Annotated in this window: 18 protein-coding genes and 4 pseudogenes; 5 read left to right on the top strand and 17 right to left on the bottom strand. The window is 70.1% G+C overall.

The annotated features are described in order from the left end of the window. Window positions 1-268: 268 nt before the first annotated feature. The 3 genes from BMG523DRAFT_RS18490 to BMG523DRAFT_RS18480 all read right to left on the bottom strand — a co-directional run bounded on the left by BMG523DRAFT_RS18490 (window position 269) and on the right by BMG523DRAFT_RS18480 (window position 4760). Window positions 269-2170, bottom strand: a complete 1902-nt coding sequence (locus BMG523DRAFT_RS18490; protein WP_043591773.1) for a DUF2142 domain-containing protein — start codon at window positions 2168-2170, stop codon at window positions 269-271. Between the two features lie 187 nt (window positions 2171-2357). Continuing rightward, window positions 2358-2948, bottom strand: coding sequence for a hypothetical protein (locus BMG523DRAFT_RS18485; protein ID WP_232235147.1), 591 nt, complete (start codon window positions 2946-2948; stop codon window positions 2358-2360). A 234-nt stretch (window positions 2949-3182) separates the two neighbouring features. Next, window positions 3183-4760 carry a N,N-dimethylformamidase beta subunit family domain-containing protein gene (locus BMG523DRAFT_RS18480; RefSeq protein WP_232235146.1) on the bottom strand — a complete coding sequence of 526 codons (1578 nt, stop codon included), beginning with the start codon at window positions 4758-4760 and terminating at the stop codon, window positions 3183-3185. A 412-nt stretch (window positions 4761-5172) separates the two neighbouring features. Between BMG523DRAFT_RS18480 and BMG523DRAFT_RS18475 the strand changes: the two genes are divergently transcribed. Then, entirely contained in the window at window positions 5173-5529 is a 357-nt protein-coding gene (locus BMG523DRAFT_RS18475) for a helix-turn-helix domain-containing protein (protein WP_035733319.1), read from the top strand. 122 nt (window positions 5530-5651) lie between these two features. On the opposite strand, the gene BMG523DRAFT_RS18470 is transcribed toward BMG523DRAFT_RS18475, so the two are convergent. Beyond that, entirely contained in the window at window positions 5652-6218 is a 567-nt protein-coding gene (locus tag BMG523DRAFT_RS18470) for a YceI family protein (protein WP_023841451.1), read from the bottom strand. Window positions 6219-6399: 181 nt separating this feature from the next. Between BMG523DRAFT_RS18470 and BMG523DRAFT_RS25435 the strand changes: the two genes are divergently transcribed. Both BMG523DRAFT_RS25435 and BMG523DRAFT_RS18460 read left to right on the top strand, forming a co-directional pair. Next, complete coding sequence (locus BMG523DRAFT_RS25435) at window positions 6400-6612, top strand: hypothetical protein (protein WP_157493442.1); 213 nt, start codon at window positions 6400-6402, stop codon at window positions 6610-6612. Between the two features lie 68 nt (window positions 6613-6680). Continuing rightward, window positions 6681-7679 (top strand): annotated as a pseudogene (locus BMG523DRAFT_RS18460) (molybdopterin dinucleotide binding domain-containing protein); the annotation flags it as partial. 215 nt (window positions 7680-7894) lie between these two features. On the opposite strand, the gene BMG523DRAFT_RS18455 reads toward BMG523DRAFT_RS18460, so the two are convergent. Both BMG523DRAFT_RS18455 and BMG523DRAFT_RS18450 read right to left on the bottom strand, forming a co-directional pair. Continuing rightward, a complete protein-coding gene (locus BMG523DRAFT_RS18455) occupies window positions 7895-9319 on the bottom strand; it encodes a hypothetical protein (RefSeq protein ID WP_043591770.1) in 1425 nt (474 codons plus the stop codon). Between the two features lie 249 nt (window positions 9320-9568). Next, window positions 9569-9769 (bottom strand): annotated as a pseudogene (locus tag BMG523DRAFT_RS18450) (polyketide cyclase); the annotation flags it as partial. Window positions 9770-10199: 430 nt separating this feature from the next. On the opposite strand from BMG523DRAFT_RS18450, the gene BMG523DRAFT_RS18445 reads away from it, so the two are divergent. Beyond that, window positions 10200-11480, top strand: coding sequence for a lipase (locus tag BMG523DRAFT_RS18445; protein WP_235187144.1), 1281 nt, complete (start codon window positions 10200-10202; stop codon window positions 11478-11480). A gap of 1007 nt (window positions 11481-12487) precedes the next feature. Here BMG523DRAFT_RS18445 and uppS read toward each other — a convergent pair. From uppS to BMG523DRAFT_RS18420, 4 genes are all read right to left on the bottom strand, one after another. Further along, entirely contained in the window at window positions 12488-13261 is a 774-nt protein-coding gene (gene uppS, locus BMG523DRAFT_RS18435) for a polyprenyl diphosphate synthase (RefSeq protein WP_023841459.1), read from the bottom strand. Window positions 13262-13575: 314 nt separating this feature from the next. After that, on the bottom strand, window positions 13576-13830 hold the full coding sequence (locus tag BMG523DRAFT_RS18430) for a hypothetical protein (protein WP_011436631.1): 255 nt from the start codon (window positions 13828-13830) through the stop codon (window positions 13576-13578). Between the two features lie 542 nt (window positions 13831-14372). Then, on the bottom strand, window positions 14373-14918 hold the full coding sequence (locus BMG523DRAFT_RS18425) for a DUF1360 domain-containing protein (protein ID WP_035733351.1): 546 nt from the start codon (window positions 14916-14918) through the stop codon (window positions 14373-14375). A 204-nt stretch (window positions 14919-15122) separates the two neighbouring features. Continuing rightward, on the bottom strand, window positions 15123-15494 hold the full coding sequence (locus BMG523DRAFT_RS18420; protein ID WP_023841461.1) for a hypothetical protein: 372 nt from the start codon (window positions 15492-15494) through the stop codon (window positions 15123-15125). 474 nt (window positions 15495-15968) lie between these two features. Between BMG523DRAFT_RS18420 and BMG523DRAFT_RS18415 the strand changes: the two genes are divergently transcribed. Next, window positions 15969-16919: a class I SAM-dependent methyltransferase gene (locus tag BMG523DRAFT_RS18415; RefSeq protein ID WP_035941750.1), complete on the top strand. Its 951-nt coding sequence runs from the start codon at window positions 15969-15971 to the stop codon at window positions 16917-16919. A gap of 291 nt (window positions 16920-17210) precedes the next feature. Here the strand turns inward: BMG523DRAFT_RS18415 and BMG523DRAFT_RS18410 are convergent, their stop codons facing one another. The 7 genes and pseudogenes from BMG523DRAFT_RS18410 to BMG523DRAFT_RS18385 form a co-directional block, all read right to left on the bottom strand. Next, window positions 17211-17438 (bottom strand): hypothetical protein, encoded by a 228-nt coding sequence (locus tag BMG523DRAFT_RS18410; protein WP_023841463.1) that lies wholly within the window; start codon window positions 17436-17438, stop codon window positions 17211-17213. A 218-nt stretch (window positions 17439-17656) separates the two neighbouring features. Further along, the gene (locus BMG523DRAFT_RS27470; RefSeq protein ID WP_023841464.1) at window positions 17657-17956 is read right to left on the bottom strand and encodes a hypothetical protein; all 300 of its coding nucleotides are present in this window, start codon (window positions 17954-17956) and stop codon (window positions 17657-17659) included. A gap of 205 nt (window positions 17957-18161) precedes the next feature. Beyond that, window positions 18162-18272, bottom strand: a pseudogene (locus BMG523DRAFT_RS27465) (TetR/AcrR family transcriptional regulator); the annotation flags it as partial. Window positions 18273-18398: 126 nt separating this feature from the next. Then, window positions 18399-18809 (bottom strand): PaaI family thioesterase, encoded by a 411-nt coding sequence (locus tag BMG523DRAFT_RS18400; RefSeq protein ID WP_011436636.1) that lies wholly within the window; start codon window positions 18807-18809, stop codon window positions 18399-18401. A 230-nt stretch (window positions 18810-19039) separates the two neighbouring features. Then, window positions 19040-20473: an HNH endonuclease signature motif containing protein gene (locus BMG523DRAFT_RS18395; protein WP_023841465.1), complete on the bottom strand. Its 1434-nt coding sequence runs from the start codon at window positions 20471-20473 to the stop codon at window positions 19040-19042. 119 nt (window positions 20474-20592) lie between these two features. Then, window positions 20593-21003: pseudogene (locus BMG523DRAFT_RS18390) on the bottom strand (MFS transporter); the annotation flags it as partial. Window positions 21004-21214: 211 nt separating this feature from the next. After that, on the bottom strand, window positions 21215-21487 hold the full coding sequence (locus tag BMG523DRAFT_RS18385) for a hypothetical protein (RefSeq protein ID WP_049760844.1): 273 nt from the start codon (window positions 21485-21487) through the stop codon (window positions 21215-21217). Window positions 21488-21636: the final 149 nt, after the last annotated feature.

Below are 21636 nucleotides of genomic sequence, written 5' to 3'. Positions count from 1 at the left end.
TCCGGGTCCGGACCCGGACCCGGGGCCCTCCCGTCGTCGGCAGCGGCCATGCCGTGACTCCGTGTAGCGCAATGGCCTCCATCTGCCGCGGCGGAACTTCGCTCCAACGATGAACCGGCATATGGATTGTTATTCCGTCATCAACATGTCTGTTGAGGTTCATGGGCGGCGCCTAGCGTCAGCCGGGTAGTTGAGCGATTTTCCGGGCCAGTCAGTGATATTGAGCAGGGTTTCGGGCTGGTCGGTGATGACGACGTGCTGGAGTTGATCAGGTCCCGGTTGCCGGGCCTGTCGCCGGCGGAGCGGCGGGTCGCCGATGCGGTCCTGCCGGCGCCGCTGAAGGTCCTGGACATCTCGTGACCCGGACCGGCCGGGCCCTGATCTGACGCGTCCCCGCCGCCGGGCGATGCGGGCGAACGCCGCGGCCCGGCCGCCACAGCCCGGCCGCCGCGGCGGCGAGCAGGCAGCAGGCACCGGCTCCCGCCAGGGCCATCCAGGGGACCCAGCCACCCGGAGGATTCCACTGCGACGAGCCCAGGAACCAGGCCGGTCCATAGCTGCCCACGGCGCTGCGCTGCCAGTCCGTCCACAGGCCGACGGCATGCACCGCGACCACCGCCATGACGGCGACGGCGGGCCCCGCCCGGCGCAGGGTCGCGGGGATACGCGCGGCCCGCCGGGTCAGGATCTCCCCGGCCGCCAGGGGTACCAGCACCGCGATCGGCAGCAGGTACCGCCCGTAAACCGGGAAGCGCGTCTGCCGCAGGACCAGCACGTCGAGCACCACCGCGACCGCCACCACGCCGATCAGCACCGCGCCGAGGCGGATCCGCTGCCGCCAGGTTCCCACGACGAACGCCGCACCGAGCAGGACCAGCAGGCACGCGCCCCACGTCCAGTAGGCGAACGAGGGCATCCGCAGGCTCGCCCAGCCGAACACCCCGACCCACTGCCGTGCCCAGGCGGGCGCGTCGGACGACAGCTGCCGCAGCCCCTGCTCCGCGAGCTCACGGCGTATCCCCGGGTGTGGCTGCACGCGCCTCTCCCAGACCGCGGTCGCGACGACCCCGGCCACGGCGAGGGCGATCCACGGAACCGAGAGCCACCCGACCAGCCGGTGCCGCCGGGGCCCCTCCGTTGGCTGGGTCCCTTCTGTTGACCGGGGCCGCTCGACCGGCCGGGGCTGCTCGACGGCGGGTACCGCATCGACGGCCCGCGCCCGCGCGCGGGGGGCCGCGAGACCGGCGGCGATCATCGGGGTGAGCAGCACCCACAGGGGACCGGACGGCCGGGACAACGCCACCAGCGCGGCGACGAGGCCGAGGGCGGGCCAGATCCACCTCGGCGGCGCGCCCGGTCGACCGAGTCGCAGCGCCAGGGTGAACAACGCGGTCGCGCCCGCGATCTCCATCCCGTTCGTGCCGAGGACGGAACCCAGGAACAACGCCATCGGCGAGACCGCCAGCAGCACGCCGCCGACCGAGAGCAGTCCGGCGCGGGAATCCCAGGAGGCGAAGATAATGATCGTCAACAGCGTCACCACGATGGCAGCCGAGGTCGCCCGCCCGGCGTAGAGCGCGCCGTCCGCCGTGTGCGTGTGGATCATCACGGCACCCTCGACCGCGTAGAGATAGGGCTCATAGGTGCCCACGTAACTGAGGGCCCGCGTCGCCGGCGGCCGGGGGCGCGGACGGTCGAGGCACGCGACGGACACCCAGTCGCGGAAGAGGTCGCAGGGCAACCCCGCCGCGCCAGGGTTGAGCCCGGCGGGCAGGGCGAAGACGCGGCTGTTGCGATTGATCCAGTCGATCCGTTCGGCGCGGCCCGGTCCGTTGCCGAACGACGGATGTGCCAGCCTGCCGGGTGTTCCCGTCCATTGTCCGGTGCCCGCGCCGACCGCCTTCACGAAGTGGGCGGGCTCGTCGGGGCCGAACCCCGGCGGGTTGGTGGCGACCCAGGCCGCGACGAGCAGGAGGAACCCCGCGACGAGAAGCCGGGGAGGCAGCCGGGACGCACCCGGGGACCGGTCGGCCGTGCCACGCAGCCGGCCCCGCCGGCCCGGCCAGCCCGGCCGGCCCCGCCAGCCCGGCCAGCTACTTCGGCCACTCCGGTGATGCGCGGCACTGCCGGGACGGTCCGTCGCCGAACGGCACTCCGGTCCACCGGCCATGACTCCCCCGTCGCGCCCCGACGTCCGATGGTTCCCTCGCCCCATCGCACCCTGTCACGCTTATCTAACTCCACTGCATGATTGGCGGATTGGCGGGACCGGGCCGATCGTCCGCGGGTCGCCACCAGGGCCCGCCGGGCGGAACGGCGAGGCGGCGGGGCGGCGGGGCGGCGGGGCGGAGCGGAACTCAGCCGGCGCCGGGCACCGTGACGTTCTTCTCCGTGAAGCCGAAACCGGCCTGTCCGGCGGTCTGCTGGAAAGCGGTGAAGAGGTTCTCCTCGGAGTTGATGTCGGCATCCGTCGCGGTGCCGTTCTTCAACTTCCCGGTGAGGGTGTTGAACTTGTCGCTGATTGACTGCACCGCGTTGCACAGTGACGGGTTGGCCAGGGCGAACTTCTTGGCGACCTTGAGTTCGTGGACGGTGAACACGCCGGCGACCGCGGCCTTGGCGTAGGTACGTTTCCGTTTCGGGGCTCCGGATCGGAAGCCGCCGTTCTTCGCCGGCTTGTAGATGTACCGGTGGAAGGCCCCGAGCGCGAGGCCCGCGTGCACCGCGAACCGCGTCTTGGCGAAGGCCCTGCTGTTGCCGCCCGTCGGGCAGGCACCGCTGTACTCGGAGTCGTCGTCGGTGCCCGTCGAGCTGGATGCCGTGGCGCCCTGCACGGTCTTGGAGCCGCCGTTCGAGGAGTTGCACGCCCCGAGCAGCACGGCCGGGAGCAGCGCCACCAGCAGGACGATTCCCCATCGTGATGCGCGGCCCGCCGGTCTGGCGATCATCGAAGACATCCACTACCTACTTTCGACAGCGTTCGCCGGCATCGCGGATGTCCGGCGAACGATCTACGGCGTTACGCGTGCGATGGGTGACTCTAGACGAGTAGGCCCTGGATCGGAGCGGATGGGGCAAACGGGCAGGTGGGCAGGCAGGCAGACGGGCAGGCAGGCAGACGGGCAGGCAGGCAGACGGGCAGGTGGGCAGGCAGGCAGACGGCGGCACAACGGGGTTTCGGGTCAGCGTTCGCTGCCGGTGACCGGCGTGCTGCGGGCCTCGGCCGGGACGGACCGGGCCGCGGGGTGGACCCGCCCGGCCGGCCCCGCGGCGAAGGCCTGCAGCAGGGTGGTGGTGACCTGGGTGACGAACCGCTGCACCGGCTCCCCATGGGCGCCCGGCCCGCAGACATCGAGCAGGGCGCACACCCACGCGCTGGTGCCGGCGTCGAAGACACCGGCCCCGGACGGCGCCGTGTAGTAGCTGACGTCGGAGTAGTCGGCCTGACCGTGGCAGGCCACCGGCGAGTGGGCCAGCACTTCGATCATCTGTGGCGTCGGCCGGTTGGGATCGACGCGATCATATTCGGACCCGATCATGCCCGGGATCCGGCTGCCCGCCGCCAGCCCCGTGCCGGCCAGCAGCCAGTGACCGGGGTTGGTCACCACCAGATCGGCGTGCACCGGGTTGCACTGGTACATGCCGCCGGTGAGCGAGCTCTCCGGGTCGGCGTTCGGCGGCGACGGCCAGTTCGCGGTGATCTGGCTGTTGTCCCGCCCGTACAGGGGGTCCTCGTTGGCGACCTTGTAGCCCGTTTCCAGCCGGTCGGGCCCATGGGGCGTGGGCGCGAGCCGGATCCGGCGGTATACGGCGTTGGCGCCGAGGAAGGCGATGTTCGCCCCGGCGTCCCGGGCGGCGGTCAGCGTCGCCCGCATCCGCGGCGAGTAGTACTCGTCGTGCCCCAGCGAGATCACCGCGCGGGCACCGTCGAACAGCCGCGGCTCGGCATGCAGGTCGATGTCGGTGGCATAGGCGAGCGGCAGGCCGAGCCGCTCTGCCAGCGTCACCAGGGGCGCCTCGTTCCCGGTGAAGTCCGCGGCACCGTCGCCGTAGCCGTAGGGCCGGTCGAACGAGACGACGCGGGCGCGGTCGGCGAAACCCCGCAGCCCGTGGTAAAGGCTGTAGCCTCCCCAGGCGTTGTACGCCTGCCAGGTGGTGACCGAGTTGAGGATCACGATCCTGCCCTGCGCGGACGGGCTGCGCACCGTCAACGGCACGTACGACTGGAATCCGTTGCTGCTGTCGAGGCGGAACAGGTAGTCGCCCGGCGGCCACGTCGCCGTGTCGAAGGTCACGGTCGGGGCCCACGACGCGGCCGACACGGTGTTCGTCGTCGCGTTCATCGCCGCCGACGGCTGGACCCGGCCGGGCAGCTCCTCCCGCCGGGTGATGAGCCGGCAGGTGTGGCCGCCGTACCAGCCGATCCGGAACACCGAGACGGCGAGCCGGCTCGCCGTGGTGGAGGCGAACAACCGTACGGGCTGACCGGGGTCGACGCCGACCCGGTCCAGCCAGCCCTCGACCGCGTGGCCCTCGCCGAGCCGGGCCAGCCCGCAGTCGGCGCCGGGCCGGGCGTTTTCGGCCTTGACGTCGAACCCGGCGGGCGTGTCCGGCTCCGTGGGTCTCCCGGACCCGCCCGACGCGTCGGTACCGGCCGACGGCCGGTTACCCGCCGCGGGCGATGAGCCGTCACAACCGGTGCCGACCAGCCCGATCAGGCCGACCAGCGCGACGGCCGTCAACGCGACACGGGGTGACACGGGACGGGATCGCACGGCGCCCGACCGGACGATGCCCGACCGGACGATGCCGGAGGGGACGATGCGGCCGCCGGTCGGGCGCCTGTCCTGCCGCGACCACCACGTAACCCGCAGTCCCGACGCAATCTGCGATCGCAAGCCGCCCCCGTCCCTACCCGATCTTCACCTCGCTCCCGTGCCGGATCGCTATCCGATCGACCTGATGGCTCAGTGCGAGGATGTGGCGGGTCAACCGTAGCCGCAGGCCCGGGGGACCCGCCCAGCGCGCTGTGACCCTGTCCTGCGTCGTGACCCTGTCCTGCGTCGTGACCCTGTCCTGCGTCGTGACCTGCGCTGCGTCGTGACCTGCGCTGCGTCGTGACCTGCGCTGCGCCGAGGCACCCGTGATGCGTCGGGCACCTACTATGACCGGATGGTTGCGAGGCCGGAGGACGGCGTGAGCTGTCAGGCGCTGACTCCGGTCTTCGCGCTGCTGGGGAAGCGGTGGAGCGGTCTGATCATCAGTACGCTGATGGCTGGCCCGGCGAGGTTCTCCGAGATAGCGAAGCTGGTGCCGGGGGTGAGCGAGCGGATGCTGTCGGGCCGCCTCACCGAACTCGTCCAGGCCGGCCTCGTGGAGCGTGAGGTTCTCGAGGGGCCGCCGGTGGCGACGCGTTATCGGCTCACCCGGCGGGGCGAGGGGCTGCGCACGGCGCTGCACGAGCTGGAGGTGTGGGCGCAGGAGCATCTCGTCGCGCGCGGGGAGCCGCCGTGTCCCAGGACCCCCTGACCGGGGCTTGCTGACCGGGGCTTGCCGGGCCGGTGGAGGTGCCCGCGGCCTCCGTCGCGAGCCCGGATGATCTCGGGGCGCGGGCTCGCGACGGCGCGGGACCGGTTGGGGAGCCGGGTTGATCAGGGGGCGATGAACTGCAGGTCGAGCTCGATCTTGACCTTGTCGGAGAGGGCGAGCCTGCCGGCACCGAGCGGCAGGTTGAAGGTGATGCCATAGTCGCCGCGGCGGATCTCGGTCGTCGCGGCGAAGCCGGACCGGACGCGGCCATCTACGGGGTGAGTGTCGACCCCGTAGAACTCGACCGCCAGGGTGACGGGTCTGGTCACGCCGTTGATCGAGAGATCGCCGGCGAGTTCGTACTCCTCGTCGCTGCCCGTGACGGACGTCGAGGTGAACGTGATGGACGGATGGGACGCGAGGTCGAAGAAGTCGGCGGAACGCAGGTGCGCGTCCCGGTCGGGCTGGTTGGTGTTGATCGAGGCCAGGTCGATCTCGGCGCCGACGGACACCGACTCCAGGGTGTCGCCGACCGACAGCGTCGCGGAGAACGTGTCGAAGCGCCCGCGGACGTTGGTGACGCCGAGATGGCGAATCTGGAAGTTCACGCCCGAGTGCGCGGGGTCGAGCGTCCAGGTGCCGGCGGCCAGAGGCAGCGGAGCGACGTCGGACGGGGATGGCGCGGTCACGGGACCTCCAGGTCGATGATCGACTAATGGGGCGGTGGCCGTTGCGGCTGCAACGGTACCCCTACAAAACATTAGCGGCTAACGAAAGACAAGGGGTAGCGGGGCCCTGGCCCGCTGTCGGTTCAATGTTGGTACCGGTTCAATGCCGGTGCCGGTGCCTGTCCTCATGGGGGTGTCAGTCATGTCGCGTAGGCGGAGTGAGGCTTTCGAAGCGGCGGCCGGGGTGCGTGCCGGGGCCGGGGTGCGTGCCGGGGCCGGCGGTGACGAGGACGCCGACCTGCGGGTGGAGGAGCCGGCGTCGGCGGCGGCGGGGCTGGCGGGGATGGGGCATGCGGTGGCGCGGTCGTGGGAGCGGATGGGGCCGGCCCGGGGGTGCGGACGTTGCGGCTGGTGAACCAGGATCACGGGTTTGACTGTCCGGGGTGCGCGTGGCCGGATCCGCCGGTGGGGGAGCGGTCGGTGGCCGAGTTCGCCTTCACCCCGCCGCGCCGCCACGGGTTCGATGCGGTGGGGACGATCCGGGCGATGCGCGACGGCCGGGTGAGGGTGTTCCTCGGCATGGGCGGGAACTTCGTGGCCGCGAGCCCGGACACCGCGGTGACGGAGGCGGCGATGCGGTCGTGCCGGCTGACGGTCCAGGTGTCGACGACGCTGAACCGGTCGCATGTGGTGACGGGCCGGGCGGCGTTGATCCTGCCGGCGCTGGGCCGTACGGAGATCGACGTGCAGGCCGCCGGACCGCAGCAGGTCAGCGTCGAGGACTCGATGGGGATGGTGCACGCCTCCCGCGGCGGTCTGGCGCCGGCCGGCCCGGGGCTGCGCTCGGAGGTGGCGATCGTCTGCGGCGTCGCGGCGGCCACCCTGGCCGGCCAGCCGGAGGTGGCCGAATCGGGGACAGCGGACCGGGTGGGGCTCGCCGGGGACTACCGGCGGATCCGCGCCCACATCGCCCGGGTCGTCCCCGGGTTCACCGATTACGAGGCGGGCCTGGCCGAGCTGGGGGGATTCCCGCTCCCGCACCCGCCGCGGGACAGCCGGACGTTCCCGACGCCGAGCGGGCGGGCCGCGCTGACGGTCAACACCTGTGAGGTGCTGCGGGTCCCGCCGGGACACCTGCTGTTGCAGACCGTCCGCTCCCACGACCAGTACAACACGACGATCTACGGCATGGACGACCGGTACCGCGGGGTGCGCCGCGGCCGGCGCGTCGTGTTCGTCCACCCGGACGACCTCGACGACCTCGGTATCGCCGACGGCACCCATGTCGACCTCGTTGGGGTCTGGACGGACGGGATGGACCGGCGCGCGGAGAACTTTCGCGTCGTGGCCTACCCGACCGCCCGCGGCTGCGCCGCCGCCTACTTCCCGGAGACCAACGTCCTGGTCCCCCTCGACAGCACCGCCGCCCGCAGCAACACCCCCACCTCGAAATCCCTGATCATCCGCCTGGAGGCAGGCTGAGACCGGGCCGGCACGGGCGAGTCGGAGGTATCCAACGGCCGGTCAGCCACGGTGGGGGCGGGTCCATATGATCATCTGGTCGCTCCTGTGCCCGGTCCGGCCTGTGGGCGGGTCCAATGGGTCGCCCGGCTGGGCGTATCGGTCGATCCAGGACGCGAGGGTGTCAGATGCGCCCACTCGAAGCCCCGGCGCAGGGGTGTGTTCCGGCGGCTGGATCAGGCCGTCGCCGGCGTCGATCTGCCGGCGGAAGCCCCCCGCCGGGGCAGAGCGTCCGCGGCGCCTGCGGGGGTGGCTGGTCTGCGTCGTGCGAGATCGGGTTCTTGACGGCGGTTGCCGGGGAGGATGCGGCGCTCCCAGCCGAACAGGTAGAGCAGGACGGGGACGAAGGCGAACTTGAACAGTTCGAAACCCTGCGCGGAGTTGATGAGGGAAGCGACCAGGAAGGGTATGAAGAGGGCGGCCGATGCCGGCCGTTTGACCAGCCGCAGCAGGACCAGGAAGATCGCTGCCAACAAAGCGTACGCGCCGATCCGACCGAAGTCGAACAGCCAGGTCACGTAGAGGGAGTTGGCCGCGTAGTTCCGGTCGTCACCGTATTTCTGGGCGAGATAGACGGAGTTCGAGTTCGGGCCGTAGCCGATGTTCGGATGACCGTTCTGCCGAGCCTCGGCCATGACGATCCGCGCGCTCGTGTAACGGCCGTTGGCGGTGGCGGGTGCCGTGTCATCGCCCAGCGCATCGAGTCCGGCGACGAGCCGGCCGAACGCGACCGTCAGGCCGTTGTTGCTGGCCAGGTAGCCGGTCGGGTCGATCCGGCCGATCCCGACGACGGTCAGTGGCAGGACGGCGGCGAGGACGATCGTCCGGCGGCCCCGGGCAGCCACCGCTCGAATCCCGTTGAGATAACAGAAGATCAGGCTGATAGCGGCGGTGAGCAGGACCGTGGGTGATTTGGTCAGCAGACCGGCGAGGACGACGAGTGCCAGGTTTCGCCACGACCTGCGCCGGACCGCCAGCAGGATCAGCACGGAGATGACCGGGGCCCAGGACGAGGGCTCGGCCAGCAGCCCGCGCAGCCGGGGCGTGCCGCCGGAGCCGGCGTCTACCCACACCGGCGCCGGTAGGACGGCGGCGACGGCATAGCCGGCCAAGGCGATCCACACGCAGCCCAATGACATCCGCCAGAAGACGTGTTCGAGGTGGCGGCGATCGAAGAAGAATGCCGCAAAGACGGCGATCGAGGCGTAGAAGACGCCGAACCGCAGGCTTGCCGCGAGGTATTCGGCCGCGCCGTCCGGGCCCATCGGGCCCATCGGGCCCATCGGGCCCATCGGGCCCATCGGGGCAAGGGAGTAAAAGCACATGACCGCCGCGATGAAAAGTACGGCCGACAGGCTGCGCAGCGCGCTGTGGACGAAGGTGGCACCGTTGCGGCGCGAGACCAGGGAGAGCACCGCGAGAAAGGAATAGAGAAAAACCTGGATCTTTGTGGTCGGGATGCCCACCCTGGCCGTTGGGGAGACCGGAACGGTGCAGACCAGATAACAGCCGACGAACACCCAGGTCGCCAGCCGGGCGGCCGGCCCGATCAGCTCGTTCTGCTGCGTCTGCTCCGCGGTTTCCGGGGCGGTTTCCCGCATCCCGGGGGAGCTGGCGGAGGTCGGATCGGGGCAATCGTGACCGATTTCATCACTAGCATTATAGATTTCCCTCCAAGGGGATAAACGCCGTGATTTTCCCGAAGCCCATGGGGAGCATGGTAACAACCACCGGAGCACTTTCCCGCGGCCTCCCTCGGCGGTGGGGCGCGGGTGTCGCCGCGGCGACCCTTTCCGGGGATCGACTGCCGATAGAGGCCGGACTGCTCGCCGGGCTTCCCACGAACCGGGTCACGACCCGGAGACCCCTTGCGCGGCACCGCGCAGCCGGGCGGCGGCGAACAGGTCCGCCATCGCCGCCGGGAAATCCTCGCTGATCTGTGGACCCAGCTCCGGGCCCACCTCGTCGACTCCCGGGCCGGCGATCTCCAACCGGTGGACGACCGCGGTCCGGCCGTCGCCGAGTGGCGTTAGCGTGTGCCGGATGATAACCCCTCGCGTAGATGGTCTGTCCGAAGACATTATAGGGAGGGTGATCCGGCGAGAGCCGGTGAGCCGTCCGAATCCCGTGCGCGGTGGTTTTCCCCGCCCGGCTCGACCCGCTGACCGCATTCATCCTGGACAGGCCCACTTTTAGGATCACCGGCGTGGCGACAGGCCCACTTCTAGCGTCACCGGCATCGCAATGCACACGCGGGAAGGAAGCCACATGCAGGAAAGAGGCCACGTGCAGAAAAGAAGTCATGTGCCACTGGGGCGTCACATGCGAGAAATCGGCCACGCGCGGGAAATGGGCCGCGTGCGGGAAGGAGGTCACATGCGGGAAACGGGTCACGCGCGGGAAACGGGTCATGTCCAGGAAGAAGGCCACGCGCCGCGGAGACGTCACGCGCGGCTGGTAGGTCACGGGCAGCAGGACATCGTGAGGAGGGGACGGCGCTCCCGGCGGCGCCGGACCGTCATCGGGCTCGTCCTCGCCGCGACGACCGCGGCGACGGCCGCCGCGACGACCAGCGCCCTCATCGACCCCGCCGCGGCCACCGGGCCGACCGCGGCTTGGCACCACACATCCTCCTACCGCGGGGATGTGGTCTCCGTCAAACGGCTACGGGTCCTGTCGGCGGAGTATGTGCGGGCGGTCCTGGCCAGTACCGGGTTCGACGCCGATCCGGAGGTGATCCGGTCGGGGGTGCGGACCTACCGGGTCGTGTACTACACGATCGACCCCCGTGGACGTCGGACGACCGCCAGCGGCCTGGTGGCGCTGCCGCGCACCGAGGACCGCTGGCTGCAGGTCGTCTCCTACGCCCACGGCACCGAGATCAACCGCGCGGACGCCCCGTCGACCGCGACCGATCTGGAGGCCAACTCCTGGGGGCAGGCCCCGGCCCTCACCTACGCCGCCGCCGGGTTCGCTGCGGTCGCCCCCGACTACCTGGGCTACGGCGTCGGGCCGGGTGACCATCCGTGGTTGGATGTCCCCTCGGAAACCAGCGCGTCGCTGGACCTGCTCCGTGCGGCGCGCACCGTCGCCGCGCGTGAAGGCCGGAAGTTCAAACGGGATGTGCTGGTCACCGGGTTCTCCCAGGGCGCTTCGGCGGCCACGGGACTGGGGAAGGCACTGTGGGCCGGCGCCGACCCGTCGTTCCGGCTCGGTGCCCTGGCGCCCGTCAGCGGAGCCTATGACCTGCGTTCCGTGGAGCTGCCGGCATGGCTGAACGGGCAGGTCGCATGGCCCTTCGGTGTCGGCTACACCGCCTTCTTCCTCGTCTCCTGGAACCGCCTGTACCACCTGTACCGCTCGCCCGCGGAGGTGTTCCAGGATCCGAAGGTCGCGACGCTCTTCGACGGCAAGCACACCGGGGAGCAGATCCTCGCCGGCCTGCCGGCGACCACCGGCAAGCTGCTCACCCCGCACGGCTTCGACCTGCTCCGCAACCCCTGGGACGGGCTGGCCGTGGGGCTGTGGGCGGCGGACCATACCTGTTCGAACTGGAACCCGAGGGCGCCGGTCCGGCTCTTCGTCGGCGGCGCCGACCATCAGGTTCCGCGGGCCAACAGCGAGCATTGCCAGGCCGCGTTCCTGGCACGTGGCGCCGACGCCCCGATCATCAACCTGGGACCCAACGTCGGTCATCTCGACTCCAACAAGGCCGGTACGGCCGCGGTCGTCCGCTGGTTCCGGCAACAGGTGCAGCAGTAGCGGCGAGTTGACGGACCAGGACGATCCATGCTCTCCGGCCTGATCCCGGCGCGGGCTGGGCCGGACGGTCGGGGCGCGGGTGGTTGTGGCATTCCACCCGCGTCCCGACTACCGCCGGTCCCATCGCCGGCGATGGTCGGTTCATCGCCAGCGGCGGTCAGGTATCTCGGCGCCTCTTGGGAGTGCAGACAAGATAATCAACGGTGTTGACGACGTTCCGACCGCCATTTTTGATCATGGCTAGATTCGGAAAGGCCACACCGGGGGCCCGATGGTTTCGGTGCGGACGGGGAAATTGGGGCTGGGCATATTGACCTCGAGTCCGAGCCTCTTGTTGATTTTGAGAGCGCGATTCGCATAAAAAGCGAGGATTCGCGGGGCCACTGACGCCACCGTGGCGGTGGCCGGCTCGGGTATGACGGCCGAAACTATCGCAGCTATGTCGACGCCGTTAGCGACCATCTCGGTCTCCTCTCTGGTGAAGAAGATCTTCCAACCCTTGTGGACGCTGGTGGCGGATGCCATTGATGCTCCGTTTATGTCTGACCTCAGGTCCCGACAGGCGACAGGCTTGCACCAGAGCGACGGAGACTCGATGGTAGTTCGCTGATGGCGCAATAAGCACTTACTTGCGGTAATGGCACCACTGGGCGTTTCCGCGGGCAGGATGCGGCCGACCGGGCGGGTGACCAGCCGTCGGACGACGACGATGCGCTGGGTGCTCGACACATCCCTGAAGCCCATAGGTGGCCCATGGCCGGCGTTGACCGCCTGAACGATCTTCCTGCCCGGCGGGATACCAGCTCCGCTCAAGAGAGGAAAGGAGGAAAGGAGGAACGAAGGGGGGAGGGGCCGGGCGAAGGAAGAAATGATCGGGCAACGGGAAGCGGAAACCCGACGCGCGCAGTCCGCCGTCCAGGGGGCGGGCTCAGGAGTGGCTCAGGAGTGGCTCAAGGGCGGTTCAGGAGACGGGCCGGGGGCTGCTCATGGGCGGGCCAGACGGTGGATCAGGCGCCGTGGCGTCGCTCCCTGGCGGCGAAGCTGCGCAGGGCGCGCAGGAAGTCGATCTCACGGAACGCCGGCCAGTACGCCTCGCAGAAATACAGCTCCGAGTAGGCGCTCTGCCAGAGCAGGAAGTTGGACAGCCGCTGTTCCCCGCTGGTGCGGATCACCAGATCGGGGTCGGGCTGGCCGGCGGTGTAGAGGTGCTGGGCGATGTCGTCCACGGTCAGCGTCGACGCGACGTCGGTCAGCGAGTCCCCGGCCTCGGCCCGCTCGTGCAGCAGCTCGCGCAGGGCCTCGATGACCTCCTGGCGACCCCCGTACCCGACGGCGAGGGTGACGTGGGCGCCGGTCGTGACGCTGCGGGTTGTCTCCACGGCCTCTTTGAGGACACGGGCCGTGCTGTCCGGCAGCGTGTCCAGCATGCCCGCGAGATGGACCTGCCAGCGGGCGTCCGGCCGCCCGAGCCGGTCGGCCACCACCTGCTCGATCACCTGCATGAGGAAGGCGACCTCGGCGTCCCCGCGCTGCTGCAGGTTCTCCGTCGAGCAGACGAACACGGTGACGTGTTTGATGCCGACAAGCTCGCACCAGGACAGGACGTCCTCGGCGTGCTCGGCGCCGTACTTGTGGCCGAGGCTCGGATTCGCCATGCCCATCTCGCGGGCCCAGCGGCGGTTGCCGTCCATGACCAGCCCGACGTGCGCAGGCAGTGGACCCGCCATGACCTGCCGACGCAGGCGACGGGTGTAGAGCGCGTAGAGGGGGCCGGCCGTCATCTGCACCTTCGATTACACCTTCGATTGTGGGACGCCCGGCGATCGCGGGGCACCCGGGGGAGGAGGAGTCCGGGGAGAGCCCATGGTCGGAGAGGGGTTCATGGCCGCTTCCGGCCTGTGGTCGATGGGCCTGTGGTCGATCTGTCGTCGGTGCCGTGGGTGTCGCATCGCCGCATGCGGGGGTAGCGGGGTAGCGGGGGTAGCGGAGGAGTGGAGGAGTGGAGGAGCGGTACGTCGGAATACCAGTGTGCCCTCTCCCGAAGAAGGGCTTCCGCGGGGGCTCGGGCCGACGCCGCGATCGGGCGGTCCACCGGTCACAGGACCGCTACCGGCCCACCCGCCCCGTGCAGGTCCAGCGCCGGAATCACCAGCCAGCTCTCGTAGCCCCCCGCCCGGGCGTGCCGGTTCGCCTCGGCCGGTGTCACGAAGAATCCGACGACACCTTCCACCGCCCGATCCGGTCCGATGAGGACCGCCAACGCCCATAGCGGGCCGGATTGCTGCGGATTCGCGGCCGGAATATGCGACCACACGTCCGACCAGCTCGACTGGTCAGCCGAGGACTCCATCACGCACCCCTCTTCACGCAGCTTGTCCGGAGCCACCCACGGCGGCCATGGCGGACGAAGGTCGACCGGCGAGAACCATCGGTATCACTATCGGTGCCGCCTCTGCGTCTTACGGTGACATTCGGTAAGTTTCTGTCCATACTCTCGCCACGGCGCTCCAGATGAACAGCTTGGCGCCTCGGGCCCCTCTTCCGTGCCTATTTCAACACGAGCGCCGGCTGAGACGTGACACACGGACCGCCGTTCGGCGATGCTTTGATGATTTGAGTTCTTCGGACCCGTTCCAGGCCTTCGCGGTCGGCGGTCCAGCGAGGGAGTTCGCGCAGGTTGTCCGCCATGGCCCTTGGTCTCTCGCCGGGCACCGCGGGGTTCAAACGTCTGCACGTGCAGCCGGCTCTCACGATGGGACCGGACCCAATTCTTCTGGAGTATGCACGCGCAGATGTACGGGCGTGCGCATGCGCGTACGCACGTCACACATCATCACTGCGCCGCCAGTTCCCGTGATCTGGGTGCAACACCCACCACCCGGGCGGGAATGGTCAGCCCCTGGTGGCCCGTTGTTGCGCGTTCGCGTAGACGAGTTGAAGTAGGTCGGAGCCGGTGACCACCGTGAAGACGGATGCGGCGAGCCGCGTCGGCCGAGGCGCGACGACCAGGCCGAAGACGAAGCCGGTGGCCATCCACTGCGCGGTGCAGAACGGGCAAGTGAGTAGCTCACCCACGCTGTGCCGGGCCGGGGGATGCTCGCGGACCTCCTCGGCGAGTTCCGCCGGTCCCGCGGTGCCGCGGAAGCGGGTGAAGGGGGCGCGCAGCGGGCTCGTCACCGGGTCCTTGGTGAGAATGCGGCTCAGCTTGTGCGTGGCGATCGTGACGAGAACCAGGTCGGAGACCGCGAACCGCTCGGGCAGGACCGCACCGGACACCCGGCCGATCAGCCCGAGAGCCGCGCACAACCCGCCATACGCCGACAGGGTGGCAAGATAGCTGCGCAGCGGGCGGGGCTCGTTGCCCGCGTACTCGCTCTGTTCCTGGCGCGCCGTGTTGGTCAGGCGGGCCAGGACACCGGTTTTCGGGGCACGCATCATGTCGGATGCCTGCCCACCGTCTCCGACGGTAACCAGGTGGAACATGCCCCGCGACACGCCCCGCCGGCCGCCGCCAGTGGCGGACCCGGTGGAGGCCACCGGGTCCGCCGCCCGGGTCCGTGCGGCGGGAGGATAGGGTCATGCTCTCGTCGGCCGGCCTGGACGAGTTTGTCGCAGCTTTCGGGGTTGTCGGCCGGGTCTCGTTCAGGACTCCGGTGCCGCGTCCCCGTGGCCGTTCGCGTTGGCACGCCGGGTGGTCGTGTTGAACATGCGGGTGAGGTACTCGGTGCGCAGGACACCGCGGCCGTCGGCTCCGACATAGCCGACGTCGCGGGTGAGGTAGCCCTCGGGATAGGTGTAGCCGGCGGCGGTGACCTCGCCGTTGCGGGTCCACCAGGCTTTGCGCTGGGTGCGGCAGCGGTCGCAGGCGTGGATGACGTGGTAGGCGCGGGCCTCACGGTCCCAGGTGGCGCTGTGGGGCTGCCAGCGGTGTCCCATGGTGCGGCATTCCACGAAGCTCACGGGCAGGTCGTGCGCCCAGGACTCGATGCTGCGACGGGGGGACTGCTCGGCCATCAGGGTGTTGGCCCCTTTCCGGGGAGACGGTGCGCGGGACGGGAACGACGAATGTAACGGTGGGAGAACGCCGACGGTCTCCTGGAGTGATCCTGCCATCCGGACCCGGTGTGGGTCTCTTCGGTGGGCATGCTGGCGCGCCCCCTGTGACCAGGGTGTATTGGCAATGGACGGCCTACTGTAGTGGGTACGGAGGCAGCGTTGTCGTGCACGCGATTCACGCTGCCGCCTGCTTCACCGCAACCATCGACACTTTCGGTGAACGGCCTGCGGTTGTGGGGCGCGCGGGACGGGGACCTCGAGGCCGAGGTGGAGGCCGAGGTGGAGGCCGAGGTGGATGTGCACGGCTTCCAGCACGCTCACCCGGGCATGGCCGCCGATGGCGAGCGCGACGGGCCGATGATCACCTTCTTGCCTGTGGGTGCCCCTGCGGTAGTGGCATGCAATCGTGGAAGAGTGCGGGGACATCGGCCCATGGGCGGTCACGGGGGTGCGAGCCGGACCGCGGTGCTGGTGTGCCAGGGGCGGGCCGTCGCGCACGGGCGCATCGCTGTCGACCGGTTCGACGATCCGACAGCGATGATGTTTCTGCGCGCCGACGAACGGGGCGTTGTCGAGTGGGTGCGCGGTGGTGTCCCGCCGCGGGGGTGGGGGGCGCGGCTTGAGTTTGAGATGGTGCGGGCCTGCGGTGAGGTGATGGTGCCGCGTACCGTCGCCATCGACGAGGCCCTCCGGGAGGCCGTCGGTGGGGCCGACGGCGATCGGGAGGTGCGGCGGGCGGAGCAACTGGTGGTTCTCGGCGCGGGCCTGGACGGACGGCCCTGGCGGATGCCGGAGCTCGCCGGCGTCGCCGTATTCGAGGTCGATCATCCGGCGTCCCAGCGGGACAAGCTCGACCGGCTCGGGGACGCGGATCGGCTCGGGGACGCGGGGCCGCCGGGAACGGCACCGCGCTTTGCGCCGGTGGACTTCAGCCGTGACGACCTCGACGCGGCCCTGACGTCGGTGGGGCATCGGCCGACGGTGCCGACGGTCTGGATCTGGGAGGGTGTCGTACCCTACCTCACCCGTGGCCAGGTCGCCGCCACGACCCGGGTCGTGGCGGGGCGCTCGACCCCGGGAAGCCGCCTGATCGTTCATTACCACGCGCCGGCGCTCTCGGCGCTTCTCGGCCGGCTGGCGGCACGGGTGCTGACTATTGTGTCACGGCGCCCCGATCCCATGGCCCGCGAACCCAACCGCTCGGCATGGACCCCCGCCGCGATGCGTCGGATGCTCGCCGCCCACGGCTTCACCGTCCGCCGCGACGACGACCTGCTCACGCTCGCCCGGCGACTGGCGGTGCCGGTTCGGCACCGCCAATCGCTGCGCAACGGCCACGTCGTCGTAGCCGACCTCCTCGTGGCCGACTTCGACACGGTCTGACCCGCCCTGGTCTGGCGCCACCTCGCGCGCTCCGCTCACGCGAACCGATCCGCCAGTCACCCTGATCCGCCCGTCACCTGACCTACTTACAGTATGTAGCGCCATCGTGGGTTTCGGTTGGGGTTGACCGGGGATGATGTCCAGGGCACCCGTGTGGGGAAACCTGCGAGACCGCACTCGGCGATCGTGGCGACCGACCGGCAAGACACTGCGGACCGTACGCCGGTCGGTCGTCTCCGCGGCCGGGCACCGGGGGAACCGGAGCCACCGGAGGAGGTGAGAGGGGCCGGGTCAGAGCCGGTTGCGCAGCAATTGCTTGCCCTCCTCGGCGCCCTTGCGGCTTTCGTTCTGCGCCCGGCGGAACAAGCTAGCCAGCTCCTGGTCGTCGTCGCGCTCGGCGTCGCCGATGTAGGTCTCCAGCCGCAGCGCGTTGCTCAGACACCGCTCCGTGAACCACAGCAGGTCGTACTGGGCGTCCTTCGTGCCGGTGACGTTCCCGGTCTCGGCTGTCGTGGTCATCTGATCGGCTCCCTTCATCGGGGTCTGCGGATACACATCCTTCGGAGTACCAGTTCCCGCACGGGCCGCTCTTACCCGTCTGTCCGTCCGTGGCCCGAGCACGAGCGACCAACCGCAGAAGATCGACAGCCCGCTCGACACGATCCACGATCACGCCCGCGCCGCCCATGGCACCGCCTCCCCCGGGTGATCCGTCGTGATCCGTCGTGATCCGTCGTCTATGATCCCGTACCGGGGTGGTGCTCCGTTTTATAAGATCCCGGGGTGTCATCGGTCGTCGGCCGGGACTGAACCCGCAGGCCATCGGTCATGATCGAGAGCAGGGGTCGAGCGTGGTCCGCCCGCTCCGGCGCCTGTTCCCGGATCCAGCCGATGGCGGTCACGAGAGAGATCACCTCCTCGACCCGCACGTCCGACCGGACGTCGCCGGCCCGCTGGGCCCGGACGAGGAATGCCAGCGTCGCCTGCTCGAGGGAGTAGCAGGACGCGTGCAGCCCCGTCTCCTCGTCGCGCACCATGGTGAGCAGCCTGGCGGCCACCCCCCCGGTAGGTCGCGATGTGCGCAATCAGTTTGTCGAGCCAACCGAACAGCGCCGCGCCCGCGTCCGGGGCGTCCAGCAGCCGGTCCACCTCGTCGAGTAGCGCGGCGGTCCGGTCGTGCGGCAGCGCCTCGAGCAGCGCGTCCCGGTTGGGAAAGTGCCGGAAGAGCGTGCCGATCCCGACCTCCGCCTGCCTGGCGACCTCGTTGAGGGAGATGTCCCTGTCGCTGCCGGCGAAGGCGCCCCGGGCCACCTCGAGGATCCGCTCGCGGTTGCGGCGCGCGTGCGAGCGCATCGGCCGGTCCGCCGTCGCCACGCTGCTGGCCGTGTGCACCTCCGGGGGGCTCGGCCGTACGCCCCTTCGAGCCTACGGAAGCTTGGTCGTACGGAAGCTTGGTCGTCACGAGGGGTGTGCTGGTGGTCAGCGGCGCGCGACGGTGCCGAGCGCGACGGCGCAGAGCCGTTCCCCGTCCCTGTCTCCGCCGCGGTCGAAGACCTCGCAGCGCACGGTAACCAGAGTGGAGCCGGCGTGGACGACCTCGGCACGGGCGATGAGCTCGTCGCCCCGCGCCCCCCGGAGATAGTTGATCTTCATCTCGGAGGTCAGGACGGCGTCCCCCGCGACGCTGCCGGCGGCGAAGGTGAGGGCAGTGTCGGCGGCATAGCTCAGCGCCCCGCCGTGCGCGGCGCCGTGCTGCTGGCGTAGATGATCTCCGAGCGGGATGGTCAGCTCGGCCACCCCCGCCTCGAAGCGACTGAGCCGGGCGCCGAGCAGTCGACTGAAGGGCTGGGCTGCGAGTAGCCCGCGGGCCACGGCGATGTCGGGCGTCATCGGCTCTCCAGGAAGGTGTGCCTGCCGGCGGGGTGCCTACCAAGCAGTGTGGGCCTTGGGAGGTTCGTGGGTCGTCAGGGACTGGGCGCGGGTGGCGGAGGGGTGACGACACGATTGGCAGTGGTCTCGATGGCGGACTGCGGACTGATGATCTGGGCCGTGGCCGGCTGCGGTCGGCTGAGCCACTGCTTTCGTCTCGCTGCTCGCCTGAATCCAGGGCGAAGCGATGGTTATCCGCCTGGCGCGGTGTGTAGGAGGTCGGCGGTATGTCGTGAATAGGGGTTGCGGCGGGGTTTTCGTGCCAGGTCGATCCAGGGTGGAGGAAGGAACTCGGGCCGGCGGTCGGGGCCGAGCCGGACGGTCCAACCCTGGTGGTGCACGAACCGGTGATGATATCCGCACAGCAAGACCAGATTGTCGAGCGAGGTTTCTCCGCCGTCTATCCAATGACGAACATGGTGAATTTCACACCACGACGACGGGCGGTCACATCCCGGATATGCGCAGCAGACATCGCGGGCGATGACGGCGCGACGCAGATCCGCCGGTGCGCTCCGGTAGGCACGACCGACATCCAACGGAACGCTGGCCGCATCGAACAGCACCCGGCCGACCGAGGCGTCACAGGCCAGGCGGCGCAGCACACCGGCCGGCAGCGGCTGACCCCAGCCGGTCGAGGCCGGAGGCCCGCCGTGGCCGAGCAGCGCCGCCCACGGCACGGTCACCGTCAGATGCGGGCGCACCCCACCGGTCACGGGCAGAACGCCGGCACCGAGCACGCGGTGGAACAGCTCGACGAAGGCGTCGGCACGCCGCCGCGCCGGGGAACGCGGATCGGCGGTGCCGTCATCGCCGGGGCGGGGTCCGGCCAGCGGATCCAACGCCGAACGCAGCAGGGCGGCGGCTTCGGCATCAAGGGTGCCGCTGATCCGCGTGGTCCCGCCCGGCAGGTCGGTCAACCACAGACCCCGCCGGTCGGCAGGATCACTACCGGGACCCGGCCTACCGTCCCGGTCGCCCGCATCGCTCTGGTCGCCCGCATCGCTCTGGCTGTCCGGGTCGTTGTGGTGACCGGTGTCGGTGGGCCCGTCGCCGCCGGGGCTGGTATCGATCTGGGTGAGCTGTTCGCGCAGGTGCCGGCCGAGACGGGCCAGCTCCGCGGGGTCGAACATCCAGGCCAGCTCCAGCAGCGAAGCCTCCGCGGCGGTATACACCTCGGCGCCGAGGCCACGCGGCAGAGAACGCAGCGCCAGGTGGATCTCCCATGCTTGCTCTACAGTGATCACACCGGCGGTCAGGGCAGCGCCGGTCGCGGCCAGCGGGCCATCCACGGCAATCGCGAGATCAAGCAGACGCCGGGCGTCAACGGGACGCATCCGCAGCCGTTCCCGCAGCAACGCTGCCGTACCGGCCGCGCCCTCCCGCGCGGCCAGGTTCCGCCCATGAGCCTCCCGCGCCAGCGCGAGCCGCACCGCGGCAAGGCGGGCCAGCTCCACCGAACAGTCGTCCAGGGCGCCGTACAACTCGGCGTCCGACAACGACCACACCGGCGCCTCTACCAGGCCACCCACCTGCCCGGCCACCCCCACCAACCCGGACAGCACCCGATGCTGCCCGGTGGCGGGATCGGTGGCGGGATCGGTGGCGGGATCGGTGGCGGTCATGGATCAAGCGTAGATCACCCCACCTCGGATGTCGAACCTATGTTCGATTACCGTTACTCGGTGCTGTGGTTGCCGAGCGGGCAGGAAGGCCGTTTCGTTGTGGCCGGCAGCGCCGGCAGCGCCGGCAGCGCCGGCAGGGCGACCGCGAGCGTCGCGACCCCGATCGGCACGTTGATGAAGATCCAGCGCCAGCTTGCGGTGTCGGTGAGGACGCCGCCGAGCACCTGGCCGATCGAGGCACCGGCGGCACCGGTGAAGCTGAAGACGGCGATCGCCCTGGCCCGCTGCCCGGGCTCGGCGAACAGTGTCCCCAGGATGCCCAGGCTGACGGCGGCGGCCATCGCGCCGCCGATCCCCTGCAGGAAACGCGCGAGGATCAGCATCGCGGGGCTGCCGGCCGCTCCCGCGAGAGCCGAGGCCGCGGTGAACACCGCGGTGCCGGACAAGAACATGCGCCGCCGGCTGATGAGGTCGCTAAGCCGTCCGGCCAGCAGCAGACTTCTGAAGGCGATCAGGTACGCAAGTAGTACGTCGTAGCAACGCCTGATCTACAGGGTAGAGAAAAGTTGCGATGACCCCAGATGTGGCAGGGGACCCCAGCGAGGCCCGCATGCTCGGGGCTTCGCCGGGGTCCCAAGGGCCAGCCGACGGAGGGTTTGGAGTCAACCCCGCCGGCTGGGGCTCAGATGCACTGACCTCGAACCCGAGATCACGGGATCATCATGGCCATACAGGTCGTGGTCAGGTCAGGCGCCACGTGGCATAGCTACGCGCCAGGGCGGCTCGGTTCTGAGCGGCAAGGCTGTCCGACTGCGCCGCTCGCATGCTCCACAGTCCCGCCACGTGGCAGGCGAAGGCGGTCCGGTCCTCGTCGGTGCCGCCAGCCCAGCAGTCCAGCCCCGCCGCCCACTGCTCGGCCTGCTGGGGGGTATGTCCGGCGCCAATGAGACGGATCACCATGAACGCGGCGTCTACCCAGCCGGCACCCTGCGCCGGCCAGCCCCAGTCGACCACCCAGACACGGTCCTCTCTGATCATGAACTAGTGGGCATGAAGGTCGGTGTGAATCAGCCGGTTCCCGGCCACGGCGTCGACTACAGCGCCCGCGTGGACGGCCGCGGTGGCTACGTCCCAATCGGGGAAAACTCTAGCTGGAAGCGTTT

It is taken from the genome of Frankia sp. BMG5.23, from assembly GCF_000685765.2.
In the GTDB taxonomy this organism is placed as follows: Bacteria; Actinomycetota; Actinomycetes; order Frankiales; family Frankiaceae; genus Frankia; species Frankia casuarinae.
The sequence above is the reverse complement of the archived record's forward strand: the minus strand, read 5'-3'. Positions and strand labels throughout refer to the sequence as shown.

What these genes read in the sequence shown, in the direction of transcription:
- BMG523DRAFT_RS27470 (WP_023841464.1), bottom strand. Translation starts at nt 17,956, where the DNA reads ATGGTGCGCGACGAGGAGACGGGGCTGCACGCGTCCTGCTACTCCCTC.
- BMG523DRAFT_RS18410 (WP_023841463.1), bottom strand. Translation starts at nt 17,438, where the DNA reads ATGACCACGACAGCCGAGACCGGGAACGTCACCGGCACGAAGGACGCC.
- BMG523DRAFT_RS18395 (WP_023841465.1), bottom strand. Translation starts at nt 20,473, where the DNA reads ATGACCGCCACCGATCCCGCCACCGATCCCGCCACCGATCCCGCCACC.
- uppS (WP_023841459.1), bottom strand. Translation starts at nt 13,261, where the DNA reads ATGACGGCCGGCCCCCTCTACGCGCTCTACACCCGTCGCCTGCGTCGG.
- BMG523DRAFT_RS18485 (WP_232235147.1), bottom strand. Translation starts at nt 2,948, where the DNA reads ATGATCGCCAGACCGGCGGGCCGCGCATCACGATGGGGAATCGTCCTG.
- BMG523DRAFT_RS18430 (WP_011436631.1), bottom strand. Translation starts at nt 13,830, where the DNA reads ATGGAGTCCTCGGCTGACCAGTCGAGCTGGTCGGACGTGTGGTCGCAT.
- BMG523DRAFT_RS18475 (WP_035733319.1), top strand. Translation starts at nt 5,173, where the DNA reads ATGGTTGCGAGGCCGGAGGACGGCGTGAGCTGTCAGGCGCTGACTCCG.
- BMG523DRAFT_RS18420 (WP_023841461.1), bottom strand. Translation starts at nt 15,494, where the DNA reads ATGGCCGAGCAGTCCCCCCGTCGCAGCATCGAGTCCTGGGCGCACGAC.
- BMG523DRAFT_RS18400 (WP_011436636.1), bottom strand. Translation starts at nt 18,809, where the DNA reads ATGACGCCCGACATCGCCGTGGCCCGCGGGCTACTCGCAGCCCAGCCC.
- BMG523DRAFT_RS25435 (WP_157493442.1), top strand. Translation starts at nt 6,400, where the DNA reads ATGTCGCGTAGGCGGAGTGAGGCTTTCGAAGCGGCGGCCGGGGTGCGT.
- BMG523DRAFT_RS18415 (WP_035941750.1), top strand. Translation starts at nt 15,969, where the DNA reads ATGGGCGGTCACGGGGGTGCGAGCCGGACCGCGGTGCTGGTGTGCCAG.
- BMG523DRAFT_RS18490 (WP_043591773.1), bottom strand. Translation starts at nt 2,170, where the DNA reads ATGGCCGGTGGACCGGAGTGCCGTTCGGCGACGGACCGTCCCGGCAGT.
- BMG523DRAFT_RS18455 (WP_043591770.1), bottom strand. Translation starts at nt 9,319, where the DNA reads ATGCGGGAAACCGCCCCGGAAACCGCGGAGCAGACGCAGCAGAACGAG.
- BMG523DRAFT_RS18425 (WP_035733351.1), bottom strand. Translation starts at nt 14,918, where the DNA reads ATGATGCGTGCCCCGAAAACCGGTGTCCTGGCCCGCCTGACCAACACG.